This window comes from Vibrio methylphosphonaticus (assembly GCF_023634655.1).
GTDB classification, from domain to species: Bacteria; Pseudomonadota; Gammaproteobacteria; order Enterobacterales; family Vibrionaceae; genus Vibrio; species Vibrio methylphosphonaticus.
Genome location: NZ_JAMKMS010000007.1, coordinates 71937 through 98147, shown reverse-complemented (window position 1 = coordinate 98147; position 26211 = coordinate 71937). Strand labels below are relative to the sequence as shown.

Here is a 26211-nt window from a genome sequence, read left to right as displayed (position 1 = left end):
TCCCTTACGGATTGCTAGATGCTAAACGTCTAAGCGCTATACGTCTAAGCGCTAAATGCCTAAACGCCTAAGCGATATGGTTCTAAACGGTAAGGTTCTAAGCGATAGCTCTCCAGTTAATCCCGCTCTACCTCATCGAACCTTAACTGAAATAGCGCCTAGCCTTCCCACTCATACAACGCAGGAATATCGATCAGTTCGTTATCGAAGCGAATCGTCACCAACTGCGGCGTGATCTCGACAATTTGGATATTATCAAGACGATCACCTTCTCTCAATTCATGACCATTAATCTGGATCCAACGACGCTGAGAATCTGAAGAATACATATGGGTTTGCAAATTCAGTGGCGGCAAACGGCCTTGATACTTACTGGTGTTATCTTCAAGTGAAATATGGCTCGATGAAGCTGTGCTCTGTTGATCAATATTATTCATTGCTGACGCCACTTTACGCGCGATATCAGGATCGAGTCCGCTTAAATCTAAGCTATCCAACGTGAATGGTTCGTCTGATGAGGCTTGCTCTATTAATGGCGTTTCAAGCGTATTTTTCTCTACCGTTTGCGTCTCCGCAACATAAGCCGTTGAAGGCTTTTGTCTGTAGTTAGTCGGCGCTAGCGTCTTTTCTGGCGGCACTTTCAACGCCCCAAAGTCGGGGTATTCTAATGCAATATAGTCCGGTGAGATCCTCGCGTCATCAAGTGTTTGGGGCACTTGTTCGATAGCAGGAGACGGTCCCGCAAGCTCGCTTTCTGAAGCCATCGCACTCGACACGCCCACTACGACAAGCGAAGACAGTAAAATGGCAGTCCTGATGAAATTAATAGGCATATTAGCTTTCCTCCCCAGCGACTTTTCCACTCAAAGAAGGGGCATCGACCTGAGTTAATAATTCCAGTTTTTGTAAGGTATTGCGTCCGGCTATCCCATCTACGTCCATCTTCTGCCAGCGCTGGAACACTTCCACTTTACGCTGCAATCGCTGATCAAATACATCACTCCCTGAAGGGCGACTACCGAGTACTTGGGAAAGCTTTTCATCCAATAGCCGCACCGCTTCACCTTGCTGATTTAATCGTAGCGTGCTGGTTAGCGCTCGCTGCCAAATAAAATAGAACTCCCCGGTCCATAAGCTATCAAGAGCCTCAACAGGGATTTGAAAACGTTCGGAGCCATTAAGTAACTCCGCGTGGGTTTGGGAGAGTTTATACAGCACAACAAAGCTCTCCTTACCATCAAGATACATCGGCATCACTACTGGTAAATTTGTCGACGCTACCTGCTGCAATGTTCCCAAGCGTTTTTGGCATATAAACAAACTGTTACTCTCGCTCTCACACATGCCATCAAGCACGCTCGCTTGGTAACCCCAGACGCGATAAAGCTCTTGTATCGCAGCAACCTTATCCTGTCTCAAAAACACCGAGCGAAGCAAAGCATCGGAATAGGCTTTTGGCTCCGCAACAGGCGCCGCGACACTCGGCGCTTGCACTGCAGTATTTTCTACCTGTGCTTGATGACTATCACTTGGGTTTGAAGGTGATTGACTCGCTTGCAGCGCCGTCATGACATCCGCCCCTTTAAAGTAGATCAATGACGCAAGCGCAACTCCGATCGTCGCGAGGGCGATGTAACTGGCAATAGGCCGCCATCGAAATGCCATCTTTTCAGAGGAATGATCGTTAGCACCATTCGCAAAGCCCGGCGCTTGAAAAGATAAAATGTCTTCACTGGCTTTTTGTGCCAGCGATTTTGACACTTCTTTTTGACCAGAATGATAAGCGTACTGTAATGACTTATCTCCGATGAGGTTAATCAGCCTTGGGATCCCCTGACTGGCTCGGTTAATCACCGATGCAGCGCCTTTTGAAAATAGACTCGTTTCTCCACCAGCCATCGACAAGCGAAACTCAATATACTGACGAGTTTCCCCTTCTGTCAGCGGTAATAGGTGATAACGTCCGGTAATACGCTGAGCGAGTTGGCGTAATTGCATGGTGCGCAGCTTATCTTGTAACTCTGGCTGCCCGATAAGAAGTACCTTAAGTAACTTACGGTCATCCGTCTCTAAATTAGTCAACAGTCTTAACTGCTCAAGGACGTCTGGGGATAAATGCTGGGCTTCATCAATGACAACTAAGGTGTTGATCCCTTGCTCTTCATTCGCTTGTAGATAACGATAAATGCCCTGACTCAACTGTTTTAAAGAGGCATTGTCTGGGTACTCGATCGCGAATTCATCACAGATCGCTTCTAGTAAATCTTGGCTTGAAAAGGTGGGATTGAGGATAAGCCCCGACGCCGTTTTGTCGTCAAGTGCTGCCAACATCGCTTTAGCAACGGTGGTTTTTCCAGTTCCGACTTCTCCCGTCAACATAGCAAACCCACCACCTTGACCTAATCCGGCCTGGAGGTGTTGCATAGCTTCACGGTGTCGTTGGCTGAGAAACAGATAACGAGAGCTAGGCACAATCGAAAACGGTACCTCATGAAAACCAAAAAAATCCTTATACATTCTCTCGTCCTTACATTATGACAAAAAGCAAAGTACCATTGAGCTCAATGAATGCCAACGGCAAAGTATGAAAAAGGGGAGCCAATTTGCAAGTCTATCTTGTCGGTGGTGCAGTGCGTGATCAATTACTCAAGCTTGATGTTTATGATAAAGATTGGGTAGTCGTCGGTGCCACACCAGAACAAATGCTTAATGCAGGTTTTCAAGCGGTTGGTAAAGACTTTCCCGTCTTCCTACATCCAAGGAACAAACAAGAGCATGCGCTTGCCCGCACTGAACGAAAATCAGGGCATGGCTATACCGGTTTTGAATGCTTTTCTTCCCCCGATGTGACACTAGAGGAAGATCTGCAACGCCGTGACCTCACCATCAATGCCATGGCGCAAAACGAACAGGGCGATATCATCGACCCTTATCAAGGGCGCCACGACCTTGAACAGCGTGTATTACGTCATGTCTCACCAGCATTTGTCGAAGATCCGTTACGCGTATTACGCGTCGCTCGCTTTGCGGCTAAATTAGCCCACTTAGGCTTTACCGTCGCACCCGAAACCTTGTCTTTGATGCAACGCATTGTCGATGATGGTGAACTCGCACACCTAACACCAGAGCGTGTTTGGCAAGAGTGGCACAAGTCATTATCCACGCCGAACCCAGACGTTTTTCTTGATATCCTGCGACAGTGTGGCGCACTCAAGGTTGTATTACCTGAGATTGATGCTCTATTTGGCGTCCCACAACCAGAAAAATGGCATCCCGAAATAGATACTGGCATCCACACGTTATTAGTGGCTCAGCAAGCCAGTAAATTGAGCACGAAGACGACCATTCGTTTTGCCGCGCAAGTCCATGATTTGGGTAAAGGCGTCACGCCGCGCGATGAATGGCCGAGCCATAAACTGCACTGCCACACTGGACAAAAACTGATTAAACAACTGTATCATCGTGTTCGTGTACCAAATGAATACCGAGACCTCGCGCTCGCAGTGTGTGCTCAGCACTCTAATATCCACCGTGCGCACGAGCTGAAACCTGCGACTTTTGTGAAAATATTCTCGCAACTGGATGTATGGCGAAAACCCGAAAAACTAGAGCAAGTCTTAGTGTGTTGTGAGGCTGACCATAGAGGGAGAAAAGGTCTTGAAGACCAGCCCTACCCACAAGCAGAAAGAGTAAAACAAGCCTATCACGCTGCTATAAACGTCAATGTACAAGCCATCATTGCCGATGGTTTTAAAGGCCAAGCGATTAAAGAAGAGTTAGATAAGCGTAGAACCAGTGCCATTGCTTCGGCACTAAGAAGCTAAGAAGCTAAGAAGCTAAGAAGCTAAGAAGCTAAGAAGCTAAGAAAAAACTAAAGTAAATGTTAAATCCATTCAATCTTGAGCGATTAAGTCGTCGAACTTAAGTCGCTATTATTGCTGGCAGCCTAATGACTGGCTGCCAGCAATGCATGTTGGGTTAACTCATCAGCAAAAATGCAAACAGTCCCACACCTAGTAGTAATCGATAGATGACAAACGGCATCATTCCCATGCGAGAAATAAGCTTCAGGAAGTAGTGAATGCAGATATAAGCGCTGATAAACGAGACCACGATACCGGTTAACAAGTAGCCCGCGTGTATCGGCTCAGCGCCAGTCACCAATTTCAAACCTAAGTAAGCGCCTGCTAAGGTAATAATCGGGATCGACATCAAAAAGGAGAATCGCGCCGCCGCTTCACGGGTAAAACCTAAATATAAAGCCGCTGTGATCGTCGCACCTGAGCGTGACGTACCTGGAATGATCGCCATTGCTTGTGCAAGACCAATAAACAACGCTTTTTTCCAGCCCGCTTGGTACTCATCCGCATTTTGTTTGGCATGCTTGTCCACCCACCATAACAACAAACCAAATATAATTGTGGTGGTGGCAATCACGTAGGCACTACGTAGATACAATTCGATGAGATCTTTCATCAGTAAGCCAAAGATACAGGCTGGGATCGTCGCTAAGACAATCATCCATGCCAACTTTGATTCCTTACTGCGCTCTCCTTTAAAGATGGAAGCAAACAACGCCCGAAATAGGATCACCACTTCTTTTCTAAAATAGATCACTACGGCCGCTAAGGTACCGACATGCACAGCCACATCAAAAGCGAGCCCTTGATCTTCCCAGCCAAGAATGGCCGACGGTAAGATCAAATGCGCAGAACTGGAGATAGGTAAGAATTCAGTTAACCCTTGAATAAGGGCTAAAATAAAGGCTTCAAAATAACTCATTACTATTTACTACCAACTAAAATTGAAAATCGATTTTTCTAAGTGCAACAGGATCTGGCATTGTCTCTAAGATCTGACCAATTGAGCGGTCATCACCAGGGATCACCAAGTTTGGGGCTAGATCATACAGAGGCTGTGTGACAAATGAATATTTAAAAATGTCTTCGCGCGGCAAAAGTGGCTTTTTTTGTGAGATTTCATTTCCAAACAACAAGATATCAAGATCGATCGTACGATCTTGAAACTTAGCCGCATCCACATCACGCCCCCACTTCACTTCGATCTCTCTTAGTGCAGCGCTGAGCTCAGTCAACGTGAATGTTGTGTCGATACGAACTACCATATTGAAAAAATCGTTGCCAGAAAAACCGAAAGACTCACAGGCATAGACTGGCGAGCATTGCAGGTTCTTGGTGATCAGTGATAATTCATGACACGCGGCACGAATGTGCTTCTCACGTTGCACATTCGAACCAATACCAATAAAGGCGGTGATCATGCCTCGCCTCGCTCAATCACCACACCCACACCTTTAGCCTGCGCGATGGCACCAGGTTTAGTTAAACGAATCTTAACCCAAGGCACAGAGAATCGAGTTTGAATAAGAGCAGCCACTTCTTCAGCTACGCGTTCAACCAATAGAAAACGACCCGTTTCAATATGCTCAAGGACTGCACTACTGACTTGCGAGTAGTCAAGTGCGTCTTCAACATTATCACTTTTCCCGGCTGGCGCATTATCGTGTGCCATTTCAATATCTAGAATCAACTTCTGTTTGATTTCTTGTTCCCAGTCATACACACCAATGGTGGTAATAACTTCAAGTTGCTCGATAAATACTTTGTCCAATGCCATGATTTGTCCTTTATTAGAGGTCGGATACCCATTTGTTGGGAAAAAACGTACTATTGCCGATATGATATCAGTCCCCATTGATAATTTCTTGAGAAAAGGTACGTAATGACCCCCTTAGCGCTCGCTATGATCATCATCGCTTATTTGCTCGGCTCAGTGTCGAGTGCAGTGCTGATCTGCCGTCTACTACGCCTACCTGACCCTAGAACTGTCGGCTCGCAAAATCCTGGTGCCACTAATGTATTAAGGCTGGGAGGTAAAGGGGCTGCTGTATCGGTCTTGCTCTGCGACATGCTCAAAGGCACCATCCCTGTCTGGAGTGGCTACTACTTTGATATTGACCCCGTCATTCTCGGTGTCATTGCGATTGCCGCCTGCTTGGGGCATATGTACCCATTATTTTTCCACTTTAAAGGCGGTAAAGGTGTGGCGACGGCATTGGGTGCGATTGCGCCTATTGGTTGGGATTTAACCGGACTCATTACCGGTACTTGGCTATTGGTCGCGTTAATATTTCGCTACTCCTCACTCGCCGCCATTACAACGGTCATGCTTGCCCCTGTTTATACCTGGATGGTTCGACCGGTGTTTACCTTACCTGTTGCCATGTTGAGTTGCTTAATCATTTTACGCCACCATCAAAATATTCGGCGTTTATTTGATGGGACCGAACCTAAAGTAGGACAAAAAAAGGCACCGTAAACGGTGCCTAATCATGTATATCTTATTCAATTATGCGTACTGTGTTAAAAACTCAGTAAGCTTGCTCGTCACCAGTTCCGGTTGCTCGAGGTTACTAATATGCCCAGCGGCAGGGATCACCATGAGTTCACTGCCTGAAACCAAATCCTGCATTAAATAAGACTCTAGTACCGGCCTAGGCTTGTCTTCTGCCCCTACCGCGATAAGAGTAGGCAGAGCAAACTTTTCAAGTTCATCACATAAATCGCGTCGCCCGAAGACCATTCGCCCGATACGAGCAATTTCAACAGCCTTATCACCTTGCACATTCGATAACTTAGTCGCAAATGTATCCACTAGTTCTGGTGTCGTGTTTTTAGCATCTTGCGCAAAAAACATGGGCACCACTGCTTCTAATATCGGCTCTGGCACGGCTCTTACTTGCGTGATGGTATCAAGCATCGCAAAGTATTTAGTATGCATCACCTCTGGCTCTAACCCGACGAATGTATCCATCATGACCAAGCTTTTTACACGAGATGGTGCCAGAGCCGTCAGCTCAGCCCCCCACATTCCGCCGACAGACAAACCGACAACAGAGAAGGTGGCAATTTTTAATTCATCCATCAATGCCAAAATATGCTCAGCATAGTGGGTTAGGTTACGCATAGATGCTGGCGCCGACTCTGATTCTCCATGAGACCAGAAATCAGGCACAATACAGCGATAATGTTGACTAAGCACTTCTATTTGAGGTGCCCACATCTTGCTATCCCATAAATAACTATGACCGAAAATGACAACCGGTCCGGAGCCTATATCTTGATAAGCCATCATCTGGCCATCAATAGAAAACTGCTTCATCTTCTTTATTCCCTATGCTTGTTGCTAATGTCGTTTCCACCAATGTAACACGTTTGGTTCGTCACCGACCTTAGGGTTTTTGTTTAAAACTGTCATAAAAAAGGCCACTTACGTGACCTTATTCTCTTAACATTGCACAATGGCATCACGACAACATTCGTTTTCGCTATACCTAAGCGCTGATTACTTGATCGGTGTTAACTGATCAATTGGCCAGCGTGGCGTCGCTTCAACGGCCATATCGGCCACGTCGCCATTTTTTAGGCGCTGCATGCCGGCATAAGCAATCATCGCACCATTATCGGTACAAAACTCAGTACGTGGGTAATAGACTTCGCCACCGACTTTTTTTGCTAACGCTTCAAGCTCTTGACGTAAAAAGGTATTGGCACTCACCCCACCAGCAATCACGATACGCTTCATACCCGTTTGCTTGAGTGCACGTTTACATTTGATCGCCAACGTATCACACACTGCCTCTTGGAACGCGTAGGCAATATCAGCACGAGTCTGTTCATCATCATCATTGGCTCTAATCGTATTCGCCGCGAACGTTTTAAGACCAGAGAAGCTCATATCCAAACCCGGACGATCTGTCATCGGCCGTGGGAACTTAAAGCGCCCTTTTGTTCCTTTATCGGCAAGCTTAGACAATAAAGGTCCACCTGGATAATCCAAGCCCATCAGCTTCGCCGTTTTATCAAAGGCTTCACCAGCGGCATCATCAATGGACTCACCCAAGATCTTATAATCACCAATACCATTAACTTCGACGATCATGGTGTGACCGCCAGAAACAAGTAAAGCAATAAAAGGAAAGGGTGGTGGGTTGTCTTCTAGCATGGGTGCCAGTAAGTGACCTTCCATATGATGCACAGGCACCGCGGGTACACCCCAAGCGTAAGCCATGCTGCGACCAATGGTCGTGCCAACCAATAACGCACCGACTAACCCTGGCCCGGAAGTGTAAGCAACACCATCAAGATCCTTTGGCGTTAAATTGGCTTCTGCCAGCGCCGCTTTGATCAACGGGATCGTTTTTTTAACATGATCACGAGAAGCCAACTCTGGTACAACGCCTCCGTAATCGGCGTGCAGTTTCACCTGGCTATAAAGTTGATGTGAAAGTAAACCTTTTTCGTCATCATAGATGGCAATACCAGTTTCATCACAAGAGGTTTCAATACCTAGAATGCGCATAATGTTCTCGACTTATTTCGAAATTGGCGCAATATTACCTCGTCATCGCGTCTCAAACAAATTTTGTACAAGACATAGGCGGAAAAGTGCTTTACAAAGCCTATCTGATCGGATTAAAATTCCGCACCATTTTTGATTTAGCTGGTTTACCGCTTAGAACTAAGGGAATCCTTAGCCCTAACAACAAAAGCACCAGCATTAATGAACAGTTAAACCCTGAGGTGAAAGGCATATGCCAGTAGTTAAAGTACGTGAAAACGAACCGTTCGACGTTGCACTACGTCGTTTCAAGCGCTCTTGCGAAAAAGCAGGTATCCTTTCTGAAGTGCGTCGTCGTGAGCACTATGAAAAACCTACTACAGTACGTAAACGCGCTAAAGCAGCTGCTCAAAAGCGTCACGCTAAGAAGCTAGCTCGCGAAAACGCACGTCGCGTTCGCCTGTACTAATAACTAGGTCCCAGTAGGAATTTAGTTATGGCTCTTATTGAACAACTCAAAGAAGAGCAAAAAATTGCGATGAAAGCCAAGGACAAAGCTCGCCTTGGCACTATTCGTTTAGCCTTGTCAGCCATTAAGCAACGTGAAGTCGACGAACGGATCACTCTGAACGACGATGACATCCTTGCTATCCTGACAAAAATGGTTAAACAACGTCGCGATTCTGTCTCTCAGTTTGAAGCTGCGAATCGTCAAGATCTAGCAGATGCAGAGAAAGCCGAAATTACCGTTCTTGAGGACTTTATGCCTCAACCACTGACGGAAGACGAAGTAACAGCACTTATTGTTAGCGCTATTACTGAATCTGGTGCAGCTGGCATGCAAGACATGGGCAAAGTAATGGGCGTGCTGAAGCCGCAAATTCAAGGCCGAGCAGACATGGGGAAAGTAAGTGGTTTAGTTCGCGCTAAACTGGCTTAGTCACCCAACCAAATTGCAGCAAGCCGTGCTATCCTCTGGAGTGCACGGCTTGTTTGTATCTCAACCCTAATAAAGGGTGACTTCTTTGTTGTAAAAGGTTTTATGTCCGGAATTATTCCTCGCCACTTTATTGACGATCTATTAGCTCGACTGGATATTGTCGATATTGTTGATGCGCGCGTAAAACTAAAGAAACAAGGTAAGAACTACGGCGCATGCTGTCCCTTCCATAACGAAAAAACCCCCTCTTTTAGCGTTAGCCAAGAGAAGCAGTTCTACCACTGCTTTGGCTGTGGTGTGCACGGCAATGCTATTGATTTCCTTATGGAATATGATCGACTTGAGTTTGTTGAAGCGATTGAAGATCTTGCTTCATCCATCGGACTCGAAGTGCCGAGAGAACAAAGAAACGGTAACAGCGCTTTCAGCAAAGGGCCCACTGCTAACAGTGAGCAAAAACGATCCTTATATGATCTTATGACGGCTATTGGCCAGTACTACAAAGATCAATTGAAAGTCTCGGCAAACAAAATTGCCATCGACTATCTAAAAGGGCGTGGGCTTTCTGGTGAAATCGTTCAAAAGTTTGGTATCGGCTATGTCCCCGACGAATGGGACAACATCCGTAAAAACTTTGGGCAACAAAAAGCGGCTCAGGACATGCTTGTGTCTGGTGGCATGCTGATCGAAAACGACAAAGGCAACCGCTACGATCGCTTCCGTGGTCGTATTATGTTTCCTATCAGGGACAAACGTGGACGTGTTATCGGTTTTGGTGGTCGTGTCCTCGGCAACGATACACCGAAATACCTCAACTCCCCTGAGACGCCAATTTTCCATAAAGGTAAAGAGCTTTACGGCCTATACGAAGTGCTGCAAGCGTACCGAGAGCCGCCACAAATCCTTGTAGTAGAAGGCTACATGGATGTGGTTGCCCTTGCACAATACGATGTAGATTACTCCGTTGCCTCACTAGGGACGTCCACCACGGGTGATCACCTACAAGTTCTATTTCGCCAAACCAATACCGTTGTGTGTTGTTACGATGGTGACCGAGCTGGTCGCGATGCCGCTTGGCGTGCTCTTGAAAATGCCTTACCTCATCTAAAGTCAGGCAATACATTAAAATTCCTGTTTTTGCCCGATGGTGAAGATCCAGACAGCTACGTCCGTAAATACGGTAAAGCCGCGCTTGAAGAACAAATAGCGAATGCAACTCCCCTGTCCTCTTACTTATTCGATAACCTCATTGAGCTAAATAAACTCAATTTAGGATCTAATGAAGGTAAGTCGGCATTAAGAGCGCTGTCGAGTGAACTGATTAATAAGATCCCTGATATTTACTTCCAAGAGCTATTAGAAAAACGTTTGGATGAACGTACCGGCTTTGATAATCAGTTAAGACGAGCACGAAAAGCGTCCGCAGAAACGCGACCACAACCGCAGAAAGCGATAAAACGCACCCCTATGCGTGATGTTATCGCTCTACTTTTGCAAAATCCGAGCTATGCTGAAATGGTACCGGATCTATCCACAGTGAGAGATTTATCACTTCCTGGATTAAATTTATTGGGCGAAGTGGTTGATAAATGTCAAACACACCCCCATATGACTACAGGTCAACTGCTTGAGCATTGGCGTAATACAAAAAATGAGGCGCTTCTGTCTCGTCTCGCGAGTTGGGATCTCCAGGTCGACGATGACAACCAAGAAGATGTATTTATTGACTCATTGGACAGAATACTCGCCCAATGCGTAGAACAACAAATCGAAAACCTGCAGGCTAAAGAAAGAAGCGTCGGCTTATCAGTCGATGAAAAACGGGAGCTGCTAGCCTTGATGCTAGATTTAAAAGCGTAACCCTATTTATTTAGTCAGCAACAAATAAATTTGTTACTATTAATGGTTTGCATTTCGCATACTAAACCCTTCACTAGATCTAAGTTGGATATCGTCTATGGAGCAAAATCCGCAGTCACAGCTAAAACTGCTTGTCATCAAGGGCAAGGAACAAGGCTATCTGACCTACGCAGAAGTAAATGACCACCTACCTGAAGAGATTGTCGATTCTGAGCAGGTAGAAGATATTATTCAGATGATTAATGACATGGGTATCAAGGTAGTAGAAACTGCCCCAGATGCCGATGACCTTGCTCTGAGTGATGAACAGTCTATCACCGATGAAGACGCAGCCGAAGCGGCTGCAGCTGCACTTTCAAGCGTAGAAAGTGAAATTGGCCGCACGACTGACCCAGTTCGCATGTACATGCGTGAAATGGGTACCGTTGAGCTATTGACTCGCGAAGGCGAAATCGATATTGCTAAGCGTATCGAAGACGGTATCAACCAAGTACAAGCCTCTGTTGCTGAGTACCCTGGTACTATCCCTTATATTCTTGAGCAGTTTGATAAAGTTCAAGCAGAAGAGCTACGTCTTACTGACGTTATCTCTGGCTTCGTTGACCCTGATGACGATGGCACCACCGCTCCTACTGCGACTCATATCGGTTCAGAACTTGCTGAATCTGATCTTGAAGACGAAGATAAAGAAGGCGAAGACGACTCTGACGAAGACGATGAAGAAGAAGATGTAGGTATTGATCCAGAACTTGCTTTAGAGAAGTTCACTGCACTGCGCAATACTTACCAAGACCTTCAACTTGTTATCAATGAGCATGGTTACGATAGCCCACAAGTGGCTAAGTCTCACGGTTTGGTACAAGAAGTCTTCAGAGAATTCCGTCTAACGCCAAAACAGTTTGATCACCTAGTGAACGAGCTGCGCACGTCAATGGATCGTGTTCGTACTCAAGAACGTTTGATCATGCGTCAAGCGGTTGAATACGGCAAAATGCCGAAGAAATCTTTCATTACGCTATTCACAGGTAATGAGTCGAATGAAGCATGGTTAGACGAAGTACTTGCTTCTGATAAGCCATACGCTGAAAAAATCAGACGTTACGAAAATGACATTCGTCGTTCTATCCAAAAGCTGGATATCATCGAAGAAGAAACGTCGCTTTCAGTACAAAACATCAAAGACATCAGCCGTCGCATGTCTATCGGTGAAGCGAAAGCTCGTCGTGCGAAGAAAGAGATGGTTGAAGCGAACTTACGTCTGGTAATTTCGATTGCTAAGAAGTACACCAACCGTGGTCTTCAATTCTTGGATCTTATCCAAGAAGGTAACATCGGTTTGATGAAAGCTGTTGATAAATTTGAATACCGTCGTGGTTACAAGTTCTCGACATATGCGACATGGTGGATTCGTCAAGCAATCACACGTTCAATCGCCGACCAAGCACGTACGATCCGTATTCCAGTTCACATGATCGAAACGATCAACAAACTGAATCGTATCTCTCGTCAAATGCTTCAAGAAATGGGCCGTGAGCCTCTTCCTGAAGAGTTGGCTGAACGCATGCAAATGCCTGAAGACAAAATTCGCAAAGTACTTAAAATTGCCAAAGAGCCAATCTCAATGGAGACACCAATTGGTGACGACGAAGATTCGCATCTAGGTGACTTTATCGAGGATACCACACTAGAACTGCCTCTAGACTCAGCAACAATGACGAGCCTACGAGTCGCAACAAAAGATGTTCTAGCGGGTCTAACGCCTCGTGAAGCAAAAGTACTGCGTATGCGTTTTGGTATCGATATGAACACTGACCACACGCTTGAAGAAGTGGGCAAACAGTTCGATGTAACGCGTGAGCGTATTCGTCAAATCGAAGCAAAAGCATTGCGAAAACTGCGTCACCCTAGCCGCTCAGAAACTCTGCGTAGCTTCCTAGACGAATAAGTCAGGTAAAAATCAGACAAAAGGTGAGCACTAGCTCACCTTTTTTGTTTCTATCGGTTTAAGTGATTAAAAAGCAAACGCAATTAGCCCTAGTTACGTCTAGACAGCTCACCTGCCATCCCCTATAATCATTGCCCTATAAGGCCCCTTAGCTCAGTGGTTAGAGCAGTCGACTCATAATCGATTGGTCCGCAGTTCAAGTCTGCGAGGGGCCACCAAGTTTAAAGGCTTGAGAAGCGATTCGTTTCTCAAGCCTTTTTCGTTTCTGCTATTTATAGCACTTATCACTTATCACTTATCACTTATCACTTATCACTTATCACTTATCACTTATCACTTATCACTTATCACTTATAGCAAGCTGAATAGATTCAGCTTCAATTGTCATTAATTGAATTCACTCATCGCCCTAAAAGAATAATAAAAACGTCGGCAAAGTAACAACTCCGATATCAACATGGGACAAACGATATAGCCCCTCACCAGATAACTAGTTTCAACAACCTAACAAACAACAATTATCGCACTATTAGATTGCAACTCATCCAATATAAGTATTGATGCATATCAATATTTACGGTGTATTTGAAGCGTAACTTATAGGAAAGTAAACAAGGAAAGAGGATCGATGATGAGGCTATCTAAACCAATATTAAGAGATGCATTAGGGCTGGGGCTCATTATCTCTGTTGCGTTAGCATCACTGGGTATATTACTCGATATGTTAGGTGCGCTTGCCTATTTCAGTAACGAAGCAAGTATCGCGACATTACTATTTCACGAATCATTCAGTTTTCTGATTTTCCTCATACCACCTTACTTCCTTGCCAAAGCCATCATGAACATTGACTTACCAAGCACCCGGGTAAGTGACTCACAAAGACATTCATCACAGCATGAACAACCGGGAGCTGAGGTATAAGAAATGACAGAGGTCAATCGGCTCAAGAAAGCCCCCTGCCTATCTAACACTTTCTACTTATGATTCTAGTGCGCTGATGCTCAGGAATTTTATACTAATTAAGTGGCCAAACGTTGCTTCCATTAATACTGACCGGATTGGTAGCAAACTCGTCCAAACAATACCCCTGTGATGATGTGGCAAAGTAAGTCATTGGCATCACATCCAAACTCATTGTAGCCACTTGTTGTAACGCTTTATCAGTGAAGCTAAAACCCCACATATCAAGGTAGTTACGCATGTCTCGCTGAGTGATGTAACTTAACGCCACCAATAACCAATCATTATTATTCAACGCATTCGCTTCTGCCTGAGAGTAATGAGCAAAACCAATCGACGCTTTGCGCTCTTCCCAGAGAGTTTCACTGGATTTAAGTCGAGTAAATTCGCGTTCAATCAAGTGCAAACGACCTAGCAGATGCCAACCATTCTTCAAGATCCCTTCCTGCTGAGCTGACATCATCATTTGTATGTAGACACGCGCTCCCCAACTCCAGCCCATTTGATTTTGCTGCGCCATGAACGCGTTTGGATCCGCTTGCAATCGGCTTTGCTGCAGTAATTCAAATTGCCCTTTAAAATCGAGCCCTTGGCACGAAGATACCTTCCCTGTATCCACATAATAACGAGACTTACTGTAGTAGGAGTAATAGTTCGTTGTAGAGTGCCCATCCCAGCCGATAAATCGAAAGCGCCCTTTTTCTAAGCCATGACCAAGCTCATGCAAGTCACCATGGCCAAGCGGATGAAACGCCCAATAAGCATCATAGGGATTACCGGAACATCCGTAACCACATGTTGCTTGGTCGGCGTTCATATGTTTAACAATATCAATGGTTTCAGTAGTCCAGCCTTGATCTTTTCCGTATTGGTGGATCTCATCGATTGTATCAATGCCAGGTCCCTGGAAACCCGCTAATGCGTGTGGAAAATTATGCATATAGCGTTCTGTAGCCAACGCCATATCTTGAGGCTGCACCCAATCTGTTGAGCTCACAGACTCCAACATTTTGTCAGCCTTAGAGTGTACCTCAAACCCTGGGGTGATTAATTCCGCCCAATCAAACTGAGCAGACTTAAGCTGTGCGATAAACGCATCGTTATCGGCTTCGCTTCGCCACACAGGGTGCTGAGCCACATTTTCGAAATAAAGCTCGACAGAGACATCATTGGCATCGAACTGAACTTGCACAGTACCGCCATACGCCGAGGTTAAATAAATTGTCTCTCCAGGTTCAACTTGGTAGCTCGTCGAGGTCAAAAATTTAGGTCTTGCGTAACCTCCATTACTGGAGAATTCATGCGTTGCCCCGCTGCGTAAGGTATTTAGGACAATCGATGTCGTCACTTGGTGATTATCTCGACGCGTCACCTTAAAAGTTTGACCGGGAATGGCATACACGCCCGCAGAACGGAAACTACGTTTCGATTCCAGTGATACCACTTTATTAACTAGAGGGGTATCTTCAAAAGATTGCGTACTAAAATTCCCTAAACTTGGCTGAGCTGGATTAAGCTTGCGAGTATGGTATTGAGTGTAATCACTAAAATAGGACTTCAAAAAATCAAGCGTATCAGTACTGTTTTTGTCCATAGGAAATTGAACCGATTGACGGTAATGATCGGCGAGCAACACCAATAACTTTTCATAGGCATAATCAGAGTTGCCAAATAAATCGACTTTACTATTATCAAGCCTATTTAGATGCTGGCGTATGCTATCAGCAGCGGGATAAAACTGCTCTGCCATCTTAGAGTCTATCTCACAAGACTTATCATCGCATAAACGAAGATCAACGCTAAAATTATCAAGCTCTAGCCGCTGTAAAAGCGCTTGCTGCTGTAGTATCGCGTCCGGTACTTTGTCGATAAGAGCAACCGGATCCCAATTTGTTAAGCCAAGCTTACGCCAATAGTTATCACCTACATAACTGATATGAAGTCGCTCAAACAGTTCACTTCCAAGGTCGGTTATGCCGCCATCTAAATGAAAATACAACACTGGAATGTCATGCTCTAAAGCATAATCCACCCCCTCTAACACTGAGTCGATATCATCTCCAGCGTTTAGCTTCTGGGATAACATCAATACATCAGGCTTGTCTTGCAAGCACGTAAGTAACAGCGCACCATCACATTCATTATCGCCATTCATCAGCAATGATTCTGAATAGGTGCCTGTTAACCAATTTCGAGTCGCCTGAGCATCGGGAAAATAGTGGGACTGATCAAACTGGGCTAATACAATGCGTTTCGGTGCTTGATTTGAAGACATAACCCATTGCAGCAAATTTTCTACCCATTTCTCCATTGGTTGATTCACTGAATCAGGAAAGCGCTGCTTCGTGCGGAATGGGTTGCTCCCAAGCGCGGCGTAACGCACATTCTTTGATGTAATACCCGCGACACCAATGCTCAATACCTTATCATCATACCCGGTATTCATTGCTTTATTAGTGGTTAAAATGGTGTCATTAAACCCATAGGTGGGCGAGAGTATTGCCGCATCATGGGTAGGATCCCAATGTAAATCAGATAAATCTCTGCCACTGCTGTCTTGCGCTAATTCATTTTTAATGCCGTTATACGTACGCTTATAAGTCGCCACCAAAGATTGGCTCGCATGGATAAAATCATTCGCATCGTCAACTAATGACGCATCGCCACTTTCTAACGCAAGCTGAACGGGTGTTTTAGTAGGGGCGACCGTCTCAGAATCAGACCCATCACCGCAACCGACTAACCCCGCCAGAAAGGCTACCATTACTGCACTTTTTCTCATTTTACCTCCCACGAAAAATGGAAGACTAAATCATAAATACAATACAGCCATTCACCCAAGCTATGATTGGACTTAAGATCACGCTATAAGAACCCCGATATACTATTTCTCATTCTGTAACACGAATACTCCTACAAAATAACAAACTATCGAGACAAGAAATAACCAAACCGGAAGCCAATCCAAATTCAATTCATTAATGACAACTTGAAAATTTCGCATGCTCATTTGGAACATCATGTATGCAAGAAAACGACAAGATTCACTTTATATCCTATAAAAAAAAAGGGCATATTGCCTCGCTATATAGAGAAAAAACAATGCGTTTACATGATAAAAATCATCAGTAATTAGTGAGATAATAGTGACTTTGCGATGGTAATCACAACAAATTGCCATTACTAATTTTTAAATAAAATTAACGTGCCATTTTATGGTGTGATAAGTATCACCTATTTAAAATTAGTTCTTATATCAAATTAACACCAAGGAAAGTAAAGATAGTAAGTACTAACATTTTATATTTACCACCTCGTGGTTCGTGACATTCATCACTTTAAATATTCGTTCAAAAAACACTCAAAACAGTGCTGATTTGACGTTTTTAACAACCAACCATGACTAATTGACGTTTTTGACGGAGAACCTAATTGATAAATTCTTCTTTACGGTGTTTTCTTAATAACGCCTAAGGCTTACAGGCCACTCTTTAGGAAACAGATAAGAGGTAGGCTTTAGCAAACGTGAGGGTAAGTCTCCAATATTTACCCAGTGAAACAAAAGCAAATAGTAAGGAATAGCTATGCTTGCGCATATTAAAAAAACAGCACTCGCGACAGCAATTATCGCCACTGCAGTATCAGGGTTTAGCTCTGTTGCAACTGCAGCAGAACGTAACGAACTCACGGTTCACCCGAAAGAGTTCAATACTTTTGTTCGTAACTTTAACCCATACTTGGGTGCGACCAACCTACATACAACGACTGACTTTATTTATGAGCCGTTGGTTGTTTTCAACGAAATGCACGGAAACAAACCGGTATTCCGTCTCGCTGAAGGCTTCGAAATGTCTGATGACCTAATGACGGTCACCTTTGACATTCGTAAAGACGTGAAATGGTCTGATGGTGAAACTTTTGATGCTAACGATGTCCTGTTCTCATTCAATCTAGTTAAATCAAAACCTGAGCTTGACCAAAGTGGTATTAACTCTTGGGTTGAGAAAGTTGAAAAAGTTAATGACCACCAAGTGAAGTTCTACCTCACCGAAGCAAACTCAAACGTGCCTTACGAAATCGTTAAAGTGCCTGTCGTCCCTGAGCATGTTTGGAAAGATATTAAAGATCCAGCTACGTTTACCAATGAAAATCCTGTAGGTTCTGGTCCATTTACTGAAATCGATACCTTTACAGGACAGCTTTACGTTCAATGTCGTAACGAAAACTACTGGGATGCAGACAACCTAGAAGTGGATTGTCTACGTGTTCCTCAAATTGCCAACAACGATCAGTTCCTAGGCAAAGTGGTTAATTCTGAAATGGATTGGACGTCATCGTTCATCCCAGATATTGACCGCACTTACGCAGCAGCAAGTCCAAATCATCACTACTGGTACCCGCCAGCGGGCACACAAGCCTTCATGCTTAACTTCAAGAACCCAGATCAAGTTAAAAATGAAGCGCTTAACAACGTCGATTTCCGTCGTGCATTCTCCATGGCACTTGACCGTCAAACCATCATTGATATCGCTTTCTATGGCGGCGGTACCGTCAATGACTTCGCATCTGGCTTGGGTTATGCCTTTACAGCATGGTCTGACGAATCAACGCACAACAAATTTAAGGGTTACAACTCTTATGACGTAGAAGGCGCAAAAGCGCTACTTTCAAAAGCTGGTTTTAAAGACATAAACAATGATGGTTTTGTCGATACTCCATCTGGCAAATCTTTTGAGCTATTAGTTCAATCACCAAATGGCTGGACCGATTTCAACAACACCGTACAACTTGCTGTTGAGCAGCTTGCCGAAGTCGGCATTAAAGCGAAAGCACGTACACCTGACTTCTCTGTGTACAACCAATCTATGCTTGAAGGCTCTTACGACGTTGCTTATACCAACTACTTCCACGGTGCTGACCCATACACGTATTGGAACAGCGCGTATAACTCAACACTACAAAATGGTGATGGTATGCCTCGCTTCGCGATGCACTTCTACCAAAACTCTGAGTTAGATTCACTATTAAGCAGCTTCTACAAAACCGCAGACAAAGATGAACAAATGGAAATCGCACACGGCATCCAAAAAATCATCGCGCAAGACCAAGTAACGGTTCCTGTTATGTCTGGTGCTTATATGTTCCAGTACAACACCACTCGCTATACGGGTTGGTGGAACGAGCAAAATCCTCAAGGCCGTCCCAATATTTGGGCTGGTATTCCTGAGCGTCTGTTGCACGTACTGGACCTAAAACCAGTGAAATAAACAAGTAAATATGTAAATAAAAGCGGTGCATCCGTACCGCTTTCATCCCCTTCCTGTATTCAATTGAATGAGTGGCGCTTGTCGTCAGGGGATAGCTCGTCTCTACGTTATGGACGGCAGTACCAGCGACACTATCGTTGGGTTAACAAGGTGTAAGTTATGGGTTATTTTTTAAGACGATTGTCCTTTTATTGTATGGCGCTTTTAGTCGCCGCCACTATCAACTTTATTATTCCACGCGCAATGCCAGGCGACCCGGTCACCATGATGTTTGCGCATACTACGGTACAAATTACACCAGAACGTATCGCCGCAATGAAAGAATTGCTTGGCTTCGTTGATGGTAACTATTTTGTTCAATACATCGCCTACATGAAGAATATTCTGAGTTGGGAACTGGGCACCTCCGTACAGTTTTTCCCATTATCAGTAAATAGCTTGCTTGGCAGCGCATTTGGTTGGTCTCTATTTCTAGCAGGCTGCGCAGTCGTGCTTTCTTTCTCTATCGGCTCAGTGCTTGGCATCTTCGCAGCGTGGAAACGCGGCAGTCGCTTCGATACGTTTATCACCCCAGGAATGCTGATTGTTCAGGCTATTCCTCAAGTCGTTATTGCAATGCTAGCACTGTTCATTTTCGCTATCGGCCTTAAGTGGTTCCCAACCGGTTATGCGTATACCGCAGGAACAACACCAGACTGGACGAGCTGGACATTCCTCAAAGACGTGCTGTATCACGCGGTGTTACCACTTATTTGTGCGACGATCATTCAAATTGGCGGCTTCCTCGTCAATATGCGTAACAACATGATTAACCTCCTCAATGAAGACTACATCACCATGGCAAAGGGCAAAGGTCTGAGTGAAAACCGTGTGGTATTCAATTACGCCGCTCGTAACGCCATGCTACCAAGTGTTACGGCACTCTCTATGTCTTTAGGTATGGCGCTTGGTGGACAACTGATCATTGAAATTATTTTCAACTATCCCGGTTTAGGCAGCGTCATGCTTAACGCTATTCATGCACGTGATTACCAAGTTCTTCAAGGTCAACTACTTATCATGACCCTCTTTATGCTGTTTTTTAACCTTGTCGCCGACATGTTGTATGTCGTGCTTGACCCTCGCCTACGTAAAGGAGGCAAATAATCATGAAAGGATTTCTCTCTCTAGTGTGGCGAAATACCACCGCTCGTATCGGACTTGTCATTATCGGCTTGTTTATCTTTCTTGCTGTCGCCGCTCCATTAATTACAAAGCATGCACCAGACAAGCGCACAGGTAACCCCCATGAGTACCCAGGGTTTGTCGTCAAAATGGCACAAGCAAACCCAGATGGTTGGGTGGCAGAAAACCTTGCGGACAACCGCCGCGCGCTGCTGATGTCAAAGAAAGCCGATCATACGCTAGGCACAACCCGTATGGGCCGTGATGTGTGGTCACAAGTGGTCTACGGTGCCCGTGTCTCTCTCATGGTGGGTTTTGGTGCCGGTCTTACTGTGTGCATTTTAGCGACGGTCATTGGTATCTCTGCTGGTTACTTTGGCGGCCGAGTCGATGATGTATTAACCGCTGCCATGAACATTATGTTGGTGATCCCTCAGTACCCTTTATTGTTTGTTGTTGCGGCATTCATTGGTGAGGCAGGTCCTCTAACCATATCCCTAGTGATTGGTTTTATGTCCTGGGCTTGGGGCGCTAGGGTCATACGATCACAAACTCTGTCGTTGCGTGAAAAAGAGTTTGTTAAGGCAGCAGAAGTGTTAGGCGAATCAAAGCTACGCATTATCTTTGTTGAGTTGCTACCAAACCTTATCTCAATTGTTGGCGCAAGCTTCATTGGTTCAGTCATGTACGCCATTTCTATGGAAGCCATCATCTCCTTCTTGGGCATGGGCGATCCGAATACCGTTAGCTGGGGCATCATGCTCTACAACGTACAAACGTCGTCGGCAATGCTGATTGGCGCTTGGTGGGAAATGCTTGCCCCTTGTTTTGCGCTTATCTTATTGGTCACAGGTCTTGCACTACTCAACTTCGCTGTTGATGAAATTGCCAACCCTCAGCTTCGCTCACACAAAGGGATGAAGCGCTGGAAAAAGATGGTGAAAGAAGACAAAACCACTCGCGAGCCTGAACTACCACCACAAAATGCACTTTGGAGCGGAGACCGTTAATTATGTCTGAACCTTTAATTTCAATCCGCAACCTTTGCGTAGATTACATTACCGATGCTGGCGACGTCAGAGCCTGCAACAACGTTAGCTTTGATATCGCTCCGGGAGAAGTCTTTGGCCTTGCTGGTGAGTCTGGCTGTGGGAAATCCACGGTCGCCTTTTCACTGATGCGTCTACATAAGCCACCCGCGTACATAAGTGGCGGCGAAGTGATCTTTAACGGTGAAGACATTCTTAAGTACAGCGATGAGCGCATGCAAGCATTTCGCTGGAGCGAGATGTCCATGGTCTTTCAAAGTGCCATGAACGCCTTAAACCCAGTGCTCACCATTGAAGAGCAGTTTTGTGATGTCATCATGCGTCACACTAATATGACGCGTGAGCAAGCGAAAAAACGAGCCGAAGGCCTATTGGAAATAGTGGACATTCACCCAAGTCGACTCAACGACTATCCACACCAATTTTCTGGCGGAATGCGTCAGCGTCTAGTGATCGCTATCGCACTCGCACTCAATCCAAAGATGATCATTATGGATGAGCCAACTACCGCACTAGACGTGGTTGTTCAGCGCGAGATATTACAAAAGATCTACGCATTAAAAGAAGAGTTTGGCTTCTCTATTTTGTTCATTACTCATGATATTTCCTTAATGGTCGAATTCTCAGATCGCATCGGGATCATGTACTCCGGTGAGTTGATCGAGGTAGCACCTTCTAAAGCCATTCTTGAATCACCTTACCACCCATACACCAAAGGGCTGGGAAGTTCATTTCCACCATTAACTGGGCCAAAAACGAAGTTAACGGGCATTCCGGGTAACCCGCTAAACCTACTGGAAATCCCACAAGGATGCCGCTTTCAGGCTCGTTGTGACCGTGTCCATGAAGCCTGTACTAAAGTGCCGACTCAATTGCGCAAAATCGAGTCCAACCGCTTTTCAAATTGCCATTTATACAATGAGCAGATAGCGGTAGCCGAGGTGTTGTCATAGACAACCACCAGTAAAACAGGACGTCACAATAAATTCTGGAGATGAATATGAGCAACTATGGTGAACTGCTAATTGAAGGCAATAATGTCGTAAAAGATTTTCCAATTAACAGTAATACGCTATCTCAACCAATGATGCGCGCGATTAATGACGTGTCATTCAAAATGTATAAGAGCCGTGGTCTCGCCGTTGTCGGTGAGTCCGGCTCAGGTAAATCAACCACGGCGAAAATGATCGCGAAAATGTATGCGCCCAGTGGCGGTGAAATTAAATATCGCTGCCGAGATATTCAAGAGATTAAAAAGCAAGCTGAACTGACTCAGTACCGTCAGGGTGTACAAATGGTATGGCAAGACCCGTTTGGGTCTCTTAACCCAACCCACACCATTTTTCACCACATTGCGCGCCCTTTGCTCATCCATAACAAAGTAAGCAAGCGCAATAAGAAAGAATTGGAAGAACGCATCTACGACTTATTGGAACAGGTCGGCCTCATTCCAGCAAAAGAAACCGCGGCGAAATACCCTCATCAACTTTCTGGGGGTCAGCGTCAACGTGTCAACCTGGCAAGAAACATCGCCATTGGCGCCGAAGTCGTTCTCGCGGATGAGCCAACCTCAATGCTGGATGTCTCTATTCGAGCAGGTGTTCTCAACCTAATGGAAGAGATGAAGTTCGAAAAAGAAATGTCATTGCTGTACATCACCCATGACATTGCAACAGCGCGATACATCGCTGAAGACATCTCCGTCATGTACGTGGGGCATATGGTGGAATGGGGCGATACCGATGAAGTCATCGCAAACCCTCAGCATCCCTATACACAATTACTGGTATCAGCAGTACCCGATCCATCGAAGTCGATTCATGAAAAGCTGAAAGGTAATAAAGGCGACATTCCACTGTGGACACCACAATCGGTCGGTTGCCCATTTTCAGGTCGCTGTACCCATGCCACCAGCCGATGTAACGAAGCTCTGCCGAGCGTCACTAAATTAGCAGAGAACCACTTCGTCCGTTGTTACCTTTACGAGAACTAATGAACGAAAACGAATAAAACGCTCCCTCAAAGAGGGAGCTGACTGACACCACTTGCTGGGATAATTCATGCAACTTTTAACAAACCACATCGGCTATCAAGCAATAGGCTCCAAACGTGCGGTTGTCATGTCACCAACCGCACTGACCGAAATCAACAACGTATTTTTGGTTGATGCCACTACTCATGCCATCGTTTTAGAGTTACCTCTCTCGGATGGTGCACAAGTTGACCAGTGGCATCAAGGTTACTTTTTTGACGTTGACTTCAGTGAGTGGACACAGCCTGGCGAGTATTATCTAAGCTACCAATCGGTTTGTTCCCATCGCTTTCAAATTGCAAATCATCGCCTATTGGATCGCGCCTTTTCCGATATGATCCATTACTTCAAATCTCAACGTTGCAGCGACAGTATTTTTGATAATGCTGACCAAGTAGCAAAAGTGATTGGCAGTAACGAACGCGTTGATGTTCATGGCGGTTGGTATGACGCCTCTGGTGACGTAAGTAAGTACTTAAGTCATTTATCCTATGCCAATTATCTCAACCCTCAGCAAACCCCGATGGTGGTCTGGAACCTCTTAAAAGCAGATGATGCGCTGCATGACTCTCTAGAGCGCTCTTTTTTACAAACTAGGCTCCACGAAGAAGCACTTTACGGCGCTGAATTTTTACTTCGCATGCAGCATCCTGATGGCTATTTCTACATGACCATCTTTGATAAATGGAGCAAAGATACCGAGCAGCGTGAAATCTGCGCCTATGAAACCCAATTAGGTCACAAGACCTCTGACTATCAGGCGGGGTTTCGTCAAGGTGGAGGGATGGCCATTGCGGCATTAGCGAAAACGAGTCGGTTAGCTCACTTAACGGCGGATAAAGAACAACAGTTTTTAGCCGCCGCTGAATCAGGCTACGCGCACCTAAAACAGCACAATACTGAGTACCTCAATGACGGCACTGAAAATATCATCGATGAGTACTGCGCACTGCTCGCCAGTGTCGAGCTTTATCGTTCTACCCAGCAAAGTCACTACTTAGTAGAAGCAAGATACTGGGCGGATGCGTTAGCACAACGAGCGACACACGATGAACAGTTTGCTTTCTATTGGTCGAGTAATGACGATGGATCTCGCCCTTATTATCACGCAGCAGAGGCTGGGCTACCCGTTATCGCGCTCAATGAATACGTCTTAATTGAAGATGACTCTTCTCGCACACAACGATTTATTGCACTCATACACAAAGCCTGCCAGTTCGAGCTTAATGTGACGCAGGAAGTCTTTAACCCATTTGGCTATCCTCGCCAGTATGTCAAACCCATTGACGAAGCGAAACGCAGTGCATTTTTTGTGCCTCACAACAATGAATCCGGTTATTGGTGGCAAGGTGAAAATGCTCGATTAGCCTCGTTAGCCACGATGGCTCTCACTGTGCAGCCTCATCTTGATAACCCGGTATTGAAAGCCGAACTCGAAGATTATGCCGCTAGGGCGATGGATTGGATCTTGGGCTTTAACCCATACGATATGTGCATGCTCGATGGGCATGGTCACAACAACCCCGATTATTTAACAGACCTTGGCTTTTTTAATGCTCATGGTGGGGTGTGTAATGGCATCACCGCTGGGTTCGATAATGAATGCGACATTGCCTTTAATCCACTGCATCAAAAAGATGACATGTTACAAAACTGGCGCTGGGGCGAACAGTGGATCCCTCACGCCGCTTGGTTGCTGCTTGCTACCGCATTGACTCATAAGCACTACCAACAAAAGGAGACGTCCCATGCCTAAATTTATCGCGGGGATCGATGGTGGAGGCACCTCTTGTCGAGCCCGAATCGTCAACGAACGTGGTGAGCTGATTGGAGAAGGTAAAAGTGGTAGCGCCAACATTATGCTTGGGGCCGATGTTGCAATGTCAGCAATCATCAAAGCGCTCACTATCGCATTAGCACAAAGTGGATTAGATCGAGATAGCCTGATAAATCTCGATGTTGGTTTGGCACTTGCCGGTGCAGAACATAAAGCCTCGTACCAAAATTTCACTGCCATCTCCCATCCTTTTGCCAGTATTACACTCAACACCGATGCGTACGGAGCATGCTTAGGCGCGCATCAAGGTCAAGACGGCGCCATCATGATTGCTGGCACGGGATCTTGTGGGCTGTTACTCAAACAAGGTCAACAGTATGTCGTTGGCGGACGTGAGTTTCCAATTTCAGATCAAGGCGGCGGTGCCGTAATGGGGTTACGCCTTATTCAAGAGGTGCTACTTATTCAAGATGGTATTCGCCCTCCTTCTCCCCTAGCTGAATTAGTCATGACGCACTTTGAGCATGATGTAGACCGCATTGTTGAATGGTCCAAGACCGCCCTTCCTTGTGATTACGGACAATTTTCTCCTGCGATTTTCGACTACGCATTACTTAACGAAAGACTGGGGAAATCATTACTTCAGCAAACCGCAAATGATATTGAAATGTACTTAACGGCATTGAACCGCAAAGGGGCGCAGCACATTTGCCTCATGGGTAGCATTGCCCAACGTATCCATGATTGGTTATCACCTGCAGTGCAACGCTGGATCGTAGAGCCAAAAGGTGACGCCATGGATGGGGCTCTGATGATGGCTGGACAAAGCCAGCATAATCACTATTAAAGGGAGGC

General features: G+C 45.4%; 22 protein-coding genes and 1 tRNA gene. 15 read left to right on the top strand and 8 right to left on the bottom strand.

Annotation, left to right across the window (positions count from 1 at the left end; translation table 11 throughout):
- Window positions 1-158: 158 nt before the first annotated feature.
- On the bottom strand, window positions 159-833 hold the full coding sequence (locus tag M9196_RS10180; RefSeq protein ID WP_250617433.1) for a general secretion pathway protein GspB: 675 nt from the start codon (window positions 831-833) through the stop codon (window positions 159-161).
- A 1-nt stretch (window position 834) separates the two neighbouring features.
- The gene (locus M9196_RS10175) at window positions 835-2517 is read right to left on the bottom strand and encodes an ExeA family protein (protein WP_250617432.1); all 1683 of its coding nucleotides are present in this window, start codon (window positions 2515-2517) and stop codon (window positions 835-837) included.
- An 86-nt stretch (window positions 2518-2603) separates the two neighbouring features.
- On the opposite strand from M9196_RS10175, the gene M9196_RS10170 reads away from it, so the two are divergent.
- Window positions 2604-3824 (top strand): multifunctional CCA addition/repair protein, encoded by a 1221-nt coding sequence (locus M9196_RS10170; protein WP_250617431.1) that lies wholly within the window; start codon window positions 2604-2606, stop codon window positions 3822-3824.
- A 154-nt stretch (window positions 3825-3978) separates the two neighbouring features.
- Here the strand turns inward: M9196_RS10170 and M9196_RS10165 are convergent, their stop codons facing one another.
- The 3 genes from M9196_RS10165 to folB are packed head-to-tail and all read right to left on the bottom strand — an operon-like array spanning window position 3979 to window position 5637.
- On the bottom strand, window positions 3979-4782 hold the full coding sequence (locus M9196_RS10165) for an undecaprenyl-diphosphate phosphatase (RefSeq protein WP_250617430.1): 804 nt from the start codon (window positions 4780-4782) through the stop codon (window positions 3979-3981).
- A 16-nt stretch (window positions 4783-4798) separates the two neighbouring features.
- A complete protein-coding gene (gene folK, locus M9196_RS10160; RefSeq protein WP_250617429.1) occupies window positions 4799-5281 on the bottom strand; it encodes a 2-amino-4-hydroxy-6-hydroxymethyldihydropteridine diphosphokinase in 483 nt (160 codons plus the stop codon).
- Window positions 5278-5637, bottom strand: coding sequence for a dihydroneopterin aldolase (gene folB / locus M9196_RS10155; RefSeq protein ID WP_250617428.1), 360 nt, complete (start codon window positions 5635-5637; stop codon window positions 5278-5280). Before folB ends, folK begins: the two co-directional genes overlap by 4 nt.
- A gap of 105 nt (window positions 5638-5742) precedes the next feature.
- Here folB and plsY point away from each other — a divergent pair, with 105 nt between their 5' ends.
- Entirely contained in the window at window positions 5743-6339 is a 597-nt protein-coding gene (plsY, locus tag M9196_RS10150) for a glycerol-3-phosphate 1-O-acyltransferase PlsY (RefSeq protein WP_250617427.1), read from the top strand.
- 30 nt (window positions 6340-6369) lie between these two features.
- Here the strand turns inward: plsY and M9196_RS10145 are convergent, their stop codons facing one another.
- Together M9196_RS10145 and tsaD are read right to left on the bottom strand one after the other, a co-directional pair.
- The gene (locus M9196_RS10145) at window positions 6370-7182 is read right to left on the bottom strand and encodes an alpha/beta fold hydrolase (RefSeq protein WP_250617426.1); all 813 of its coding nucleotides are present in this window, start codon (window positions 7180-7182) and stop codon (window positions 6370-6372) included.
- Between the two features lie 183 nt (window positions 7183-7365).
- Window positions 7366-8382 (bottom strand): tRNA (adenosine(37)-N6)-threonylcarbamoyltransferase complex transferase subunit TsaD, encoded by a 1017-nt coding sequence (gene tsaD, locus M9196_RS10140; protein WP_250617425.1) that lies wholly within the window; start codon window positions 8380-8382, stop codon window positions 7366-7368.
- 232 nt (window positions 8383-8614) lie between these two features.
- Here tsaD and rpsU point away from each other — a divergent pair, with 232 nt between their 5' ends.
- From rpsU to M9196_RS10110, 6 genes are all read left to right on the top strand, one after another.
- Window positions 8615-8830, top strand: a complete 216-nt coding sequence (rpsU, locus tag M9196_RS10135) for a 30S ribosomal protein S21 (RefSeq protein ID WP_001145625.1) — start codon at window positions 8615-8617, stop codon at window positions 8828-8830.
- Window positions 8831-8857: 27 nt separating this feature from the next.
- Entirely contained in the window at window positions 8858-9301 is a 444-nt protein-coding gene (locus M9196_RS10130; protein WP_250617424.1) for a GatB/YqeY domain-containing protein, read from the top strand.
- Window positions 9302-9403: 102 nt separating this feature from the next.
- On the top strand, window positions 9404-11161 hold the full coding sequence (dnaG, locus tag M9196_RS10125) for a DNA primase (RefSeq protein ID WP_250617423.1): 1758 nt from the start codon (window positions 9404-9406) through the stop codon (window positions 11159-11161).
- Window positions 11162-11258: 97 nt separating this feature from the next.
- Complete coding sequence (rpoD, locus tag M9196_RS10120; protein ID WP_250617422.1) at window positions 11259-13106, top strand: RNA polymerase sigma factor RpoD; 1848 nt, start codon at window positions 11259-11261, stop codon at window positions 13104-13106.
- Between the two features lie 142 nt (window positions 13107-13248).
- A tRNA-Ile gene (locus M9196_RS10115) sits at window positions 13249-13324 on the top strand.
- A 410-nt stretch (window positions 13325-13734) separates the two neighbouring features.
- Complete coding sequence (locus tag M9196_RS10110; protein WP_250617421.1) at window positions 13735-14028, top strand: D-fructose-6-phosphate amidotransferase; 294 nt, start codon at window positions 13735-13737, stop codon at window positions 14026-14028.
- 94 nt (window positions 14029-14122) lie between these two features.
- On the opposite strand, the gene M9196_RS10105 is transcribed toward M9196_RS10110, so the two are convergent.
- Window positions 14123-16849, bottom strand: coding sequence for an ImpA family metalloprotease (locus M9196_RS10105; RefSeq protein WP_406707664.1), 2727 nt, complete (start codon window positions 16847-16849; stop codon window positions 14123-14125).
- Between the two features lie 802 nt (window positions 16850-17651).
- On the opposite strand from M9196_RS10105, the gene M9196_RS10100 reads away from it, so the two are divergent.
- The 7 genes from M9196_RS10100 to M9196_RS10070 all read left to right on the top strand — a co-directional run bounded on the left by M9196_RS10100 (window position 17652) and on the right by M9196_RS10070 (window position 26203).
- Window positions 17652-19334 (top strand): ABC transporter substrate-binding protein, encoded by a 1683-nt coding sequence (locus M9196_RS10100; RefSeq protein WP_250617420.1) that lies wholly within the window; start codon window positions 17652-17654, stop codon window positions 19332-19334.
- A gap of 159 nt (window positions 19335-19493) precedes the next feature.
- Complete coding sequence (locus M9196_RS10095; protein ID WP_250617419.1) at window positions 19494-20480, top strand: ABC transporter permease; 987 nt, start codon at window positions 19494-19496, stop codon at window positions 20478-20480.
- A 2-nt stretch (window positions 20481-20482) separates the two neighbouring features.
- Complete coding sequence (locus M9196_RS10090; protein WP_250617418.1) at window positions 20483-21508, top strand: ABC transporter permease; 1026 nt, start codon at window positions 20483-20485, stop codon at window positions 21506-21508.
- A 2-nt stretch (window positions 21509-21510) separates the two neighbouring features.
- Window positions 21511-22500, top strand: coding sequence for an ABC transporter ATP-binding protein (locus M9196_RS10085; RefSeq protein ID WP_250617417.1), 990 nt, complete (start codon window positions 21511-21513; stop codon window positions 22498-22500).
- 47 nt (window positions 22501-22547) lie between these two features.
- A complete protein-coding gene (locus M9196_RS10080) occupies window positions 22548-23540 on the top strand; it encodes an ABC transporter ATP-binding protein (protein ID WP_250617416.1) in 993 nt (330 codons plus the stop codon).
- Between the two features lie 67 nt (window positions 23541-23607).
- Window positions 23608-25335 (top strand): glycoside hydrolase family 9 protein, encoded by a 1728-nt coding sequence (locus M9196_RS10075; RefSeq protein WP_250617415.1) that lies wholly within the window; start codon window positions 23608-23610, stop codon window positions 25333-25335.
- A complete protein-coding gene (locus tag M9196_RS10070) occupies window positions 25328-26203 on the top strand; it encodes an N-acetylglucosamine kinase (RefSeq protein WP_250617414.1) in 876 nt (291 codons plus the stop codon). Before M9196_RS10075 ends, M9196_RS10070 begins: the two co-directional genes overlap by 8 nt.
- The last annotated feature ends 8 nt before the right edge of the window (window positions 26204-26211 follow it).

Excerpts from the sequence above, each read along its gene's own strand:
- M9196_RS10180 (WP_250617433.1), bottom strand. The coding sequence starts at position 833 with ATGCCTATTAATTTCATCAGGACTGCCATTTTACTGTCTTCGCTTGTC.
- M9196_RS10175 (WP_250617432.1), bottom strand. The coding sequence starts at position 2,517 with ATGTATAAGGATTTTTTTGGTTTTCATGAGGTACCGTTTTCGATTGTG.
- M9196_RS10165 (WP_250617430.1), bottom strand. The coding sequence starts at position 4,782 with ATGAGTTATTTTGAAGCCTTTATTTTAGCCCTTATTCAAGGGTTAACT.
- folK (WP_250617429.1), bottom strand. The coding sequence starts at position 5,281 with ATGATCACCGCCTTTATTGGTATTGGTTCGAATGTGCAACGTGAGAAG.
- folB (WP_250617428.1), bottom strand. The coding sequence starts at position 5,637 with ATGGCATTGGACAAAGTATTTATCGAGCAACTTGAAGTTATTACCACC.
- plsY (WP_250617427.1), top strand. The coding sequence starts at position 5,743 with ATGACCCCCTTAGCGCTCGCTATGATCATCATCGCTTATTTGCTCGGC.
- M9196_RS10145 (WP_250617426.1), bottom strand. The coding sequence starts at position 7,182 with ATGAAGCAGTTTTCTATTGATGGCCAGATGATGGCTTATCAAGATATA.
- tsaD (WP_250617425.1), bottom strand. The coding sequence starts at position 8,382 with ATGCGCATTCTAGGTATTGAAACCTCTTGTGATGAAACTGGTATTGCC.
- rpsU (WP_001145625.1), top strand. The coding sequence starts at position 8,615 with ATGCCAGTAGTTAAAGTACGTGAAAACGAACCGTTCGACGTTGCACTA.
- M9196_RS10130 (WP_250617424.1), top strand. The coding sequence starts at position 8,858 with ATGGCTCTTATTGAACAACTCAAAGAAGAGCAAAAAATTGCGATGAAA.
- dnaG (WP_250617423.1), top strand. The coding sequence starts at position 9,404 with ATGTCCGGAATTATTCCTCGCCACTTTATTGACGATCTATTAGCTCGA.
- rpoD (WP_250617422.1), top strand. The coding sequence starts at position 11,259 with ATGGAGCAAAATCCGCAGTCACAGCTAAAACTGCTTGTCATCAAGGGC.
- M9196_RS10110 (WP_250617421.1), top strand. The coding sequence starts at position 13,735 with ATGATGAGGCTATCTAAACCAATATTAAGAGATGCATTAGGGCTGGGG.
- M9196_RS10105 (WP_406707664.1), bottom strand. The coding sequence starts at position 16,849 with ATGAGAAAAAGTGCAGTAATGGTAGCCTTTCTGGCGGGGTTAGTCGGT.
- M9196_RS10100 (WP_250617420.1), top strand. The coding sequence starts at position 17,652 with ATGCTTGCGCATATTAAAAAAACAGCACTCGCGACAGCAATTATCGCC.
- M9196_RS10095 (WP_250617419.1), top strand. The coding sequence starts at position 19,494 with ATGGGTTATTTTTTAAGACGATTGTCCTTTTATTGTATGGCGCTTTTA.
- M9196_RS10090 (WP_250617418.1), top strand. The coding sequence starts at position 20,483 with ATGAAAGGATTTCTCTCTCTAGTGTGGCGAAATACCACCGCTCGTATC.
- M9196_RS10085 (WP_250617417.1), top strand. The coding sequence starts at position 21,511 with ATGTCTGAACCTTTAATTTCAATCCGCAACCTTTGCGTAGATTACATT.
- M9196_RS10080 (WP_250617416.1), top strand. The coding sequence starts at position 22,548 with ATGAGCAACTATGGTGAACTGCTAATTGAAGGCAATAATGTCGTAAAA.
- M9196_RS10075 (WP_250617415.1), top strand. The coding sequence starts at position 23,608 with ATGCAACTTTTAACAAACCACATCGGCTATCAAGCAATAGGCTCCAAA.
- M9196_RS10070 (WP_250617414.1), top strand. The coding sequence starts at position 25,328 with ATGCCTAAATTTATCGCGGGGATCGATGGTGGAGGCACCTCTTGTCGA.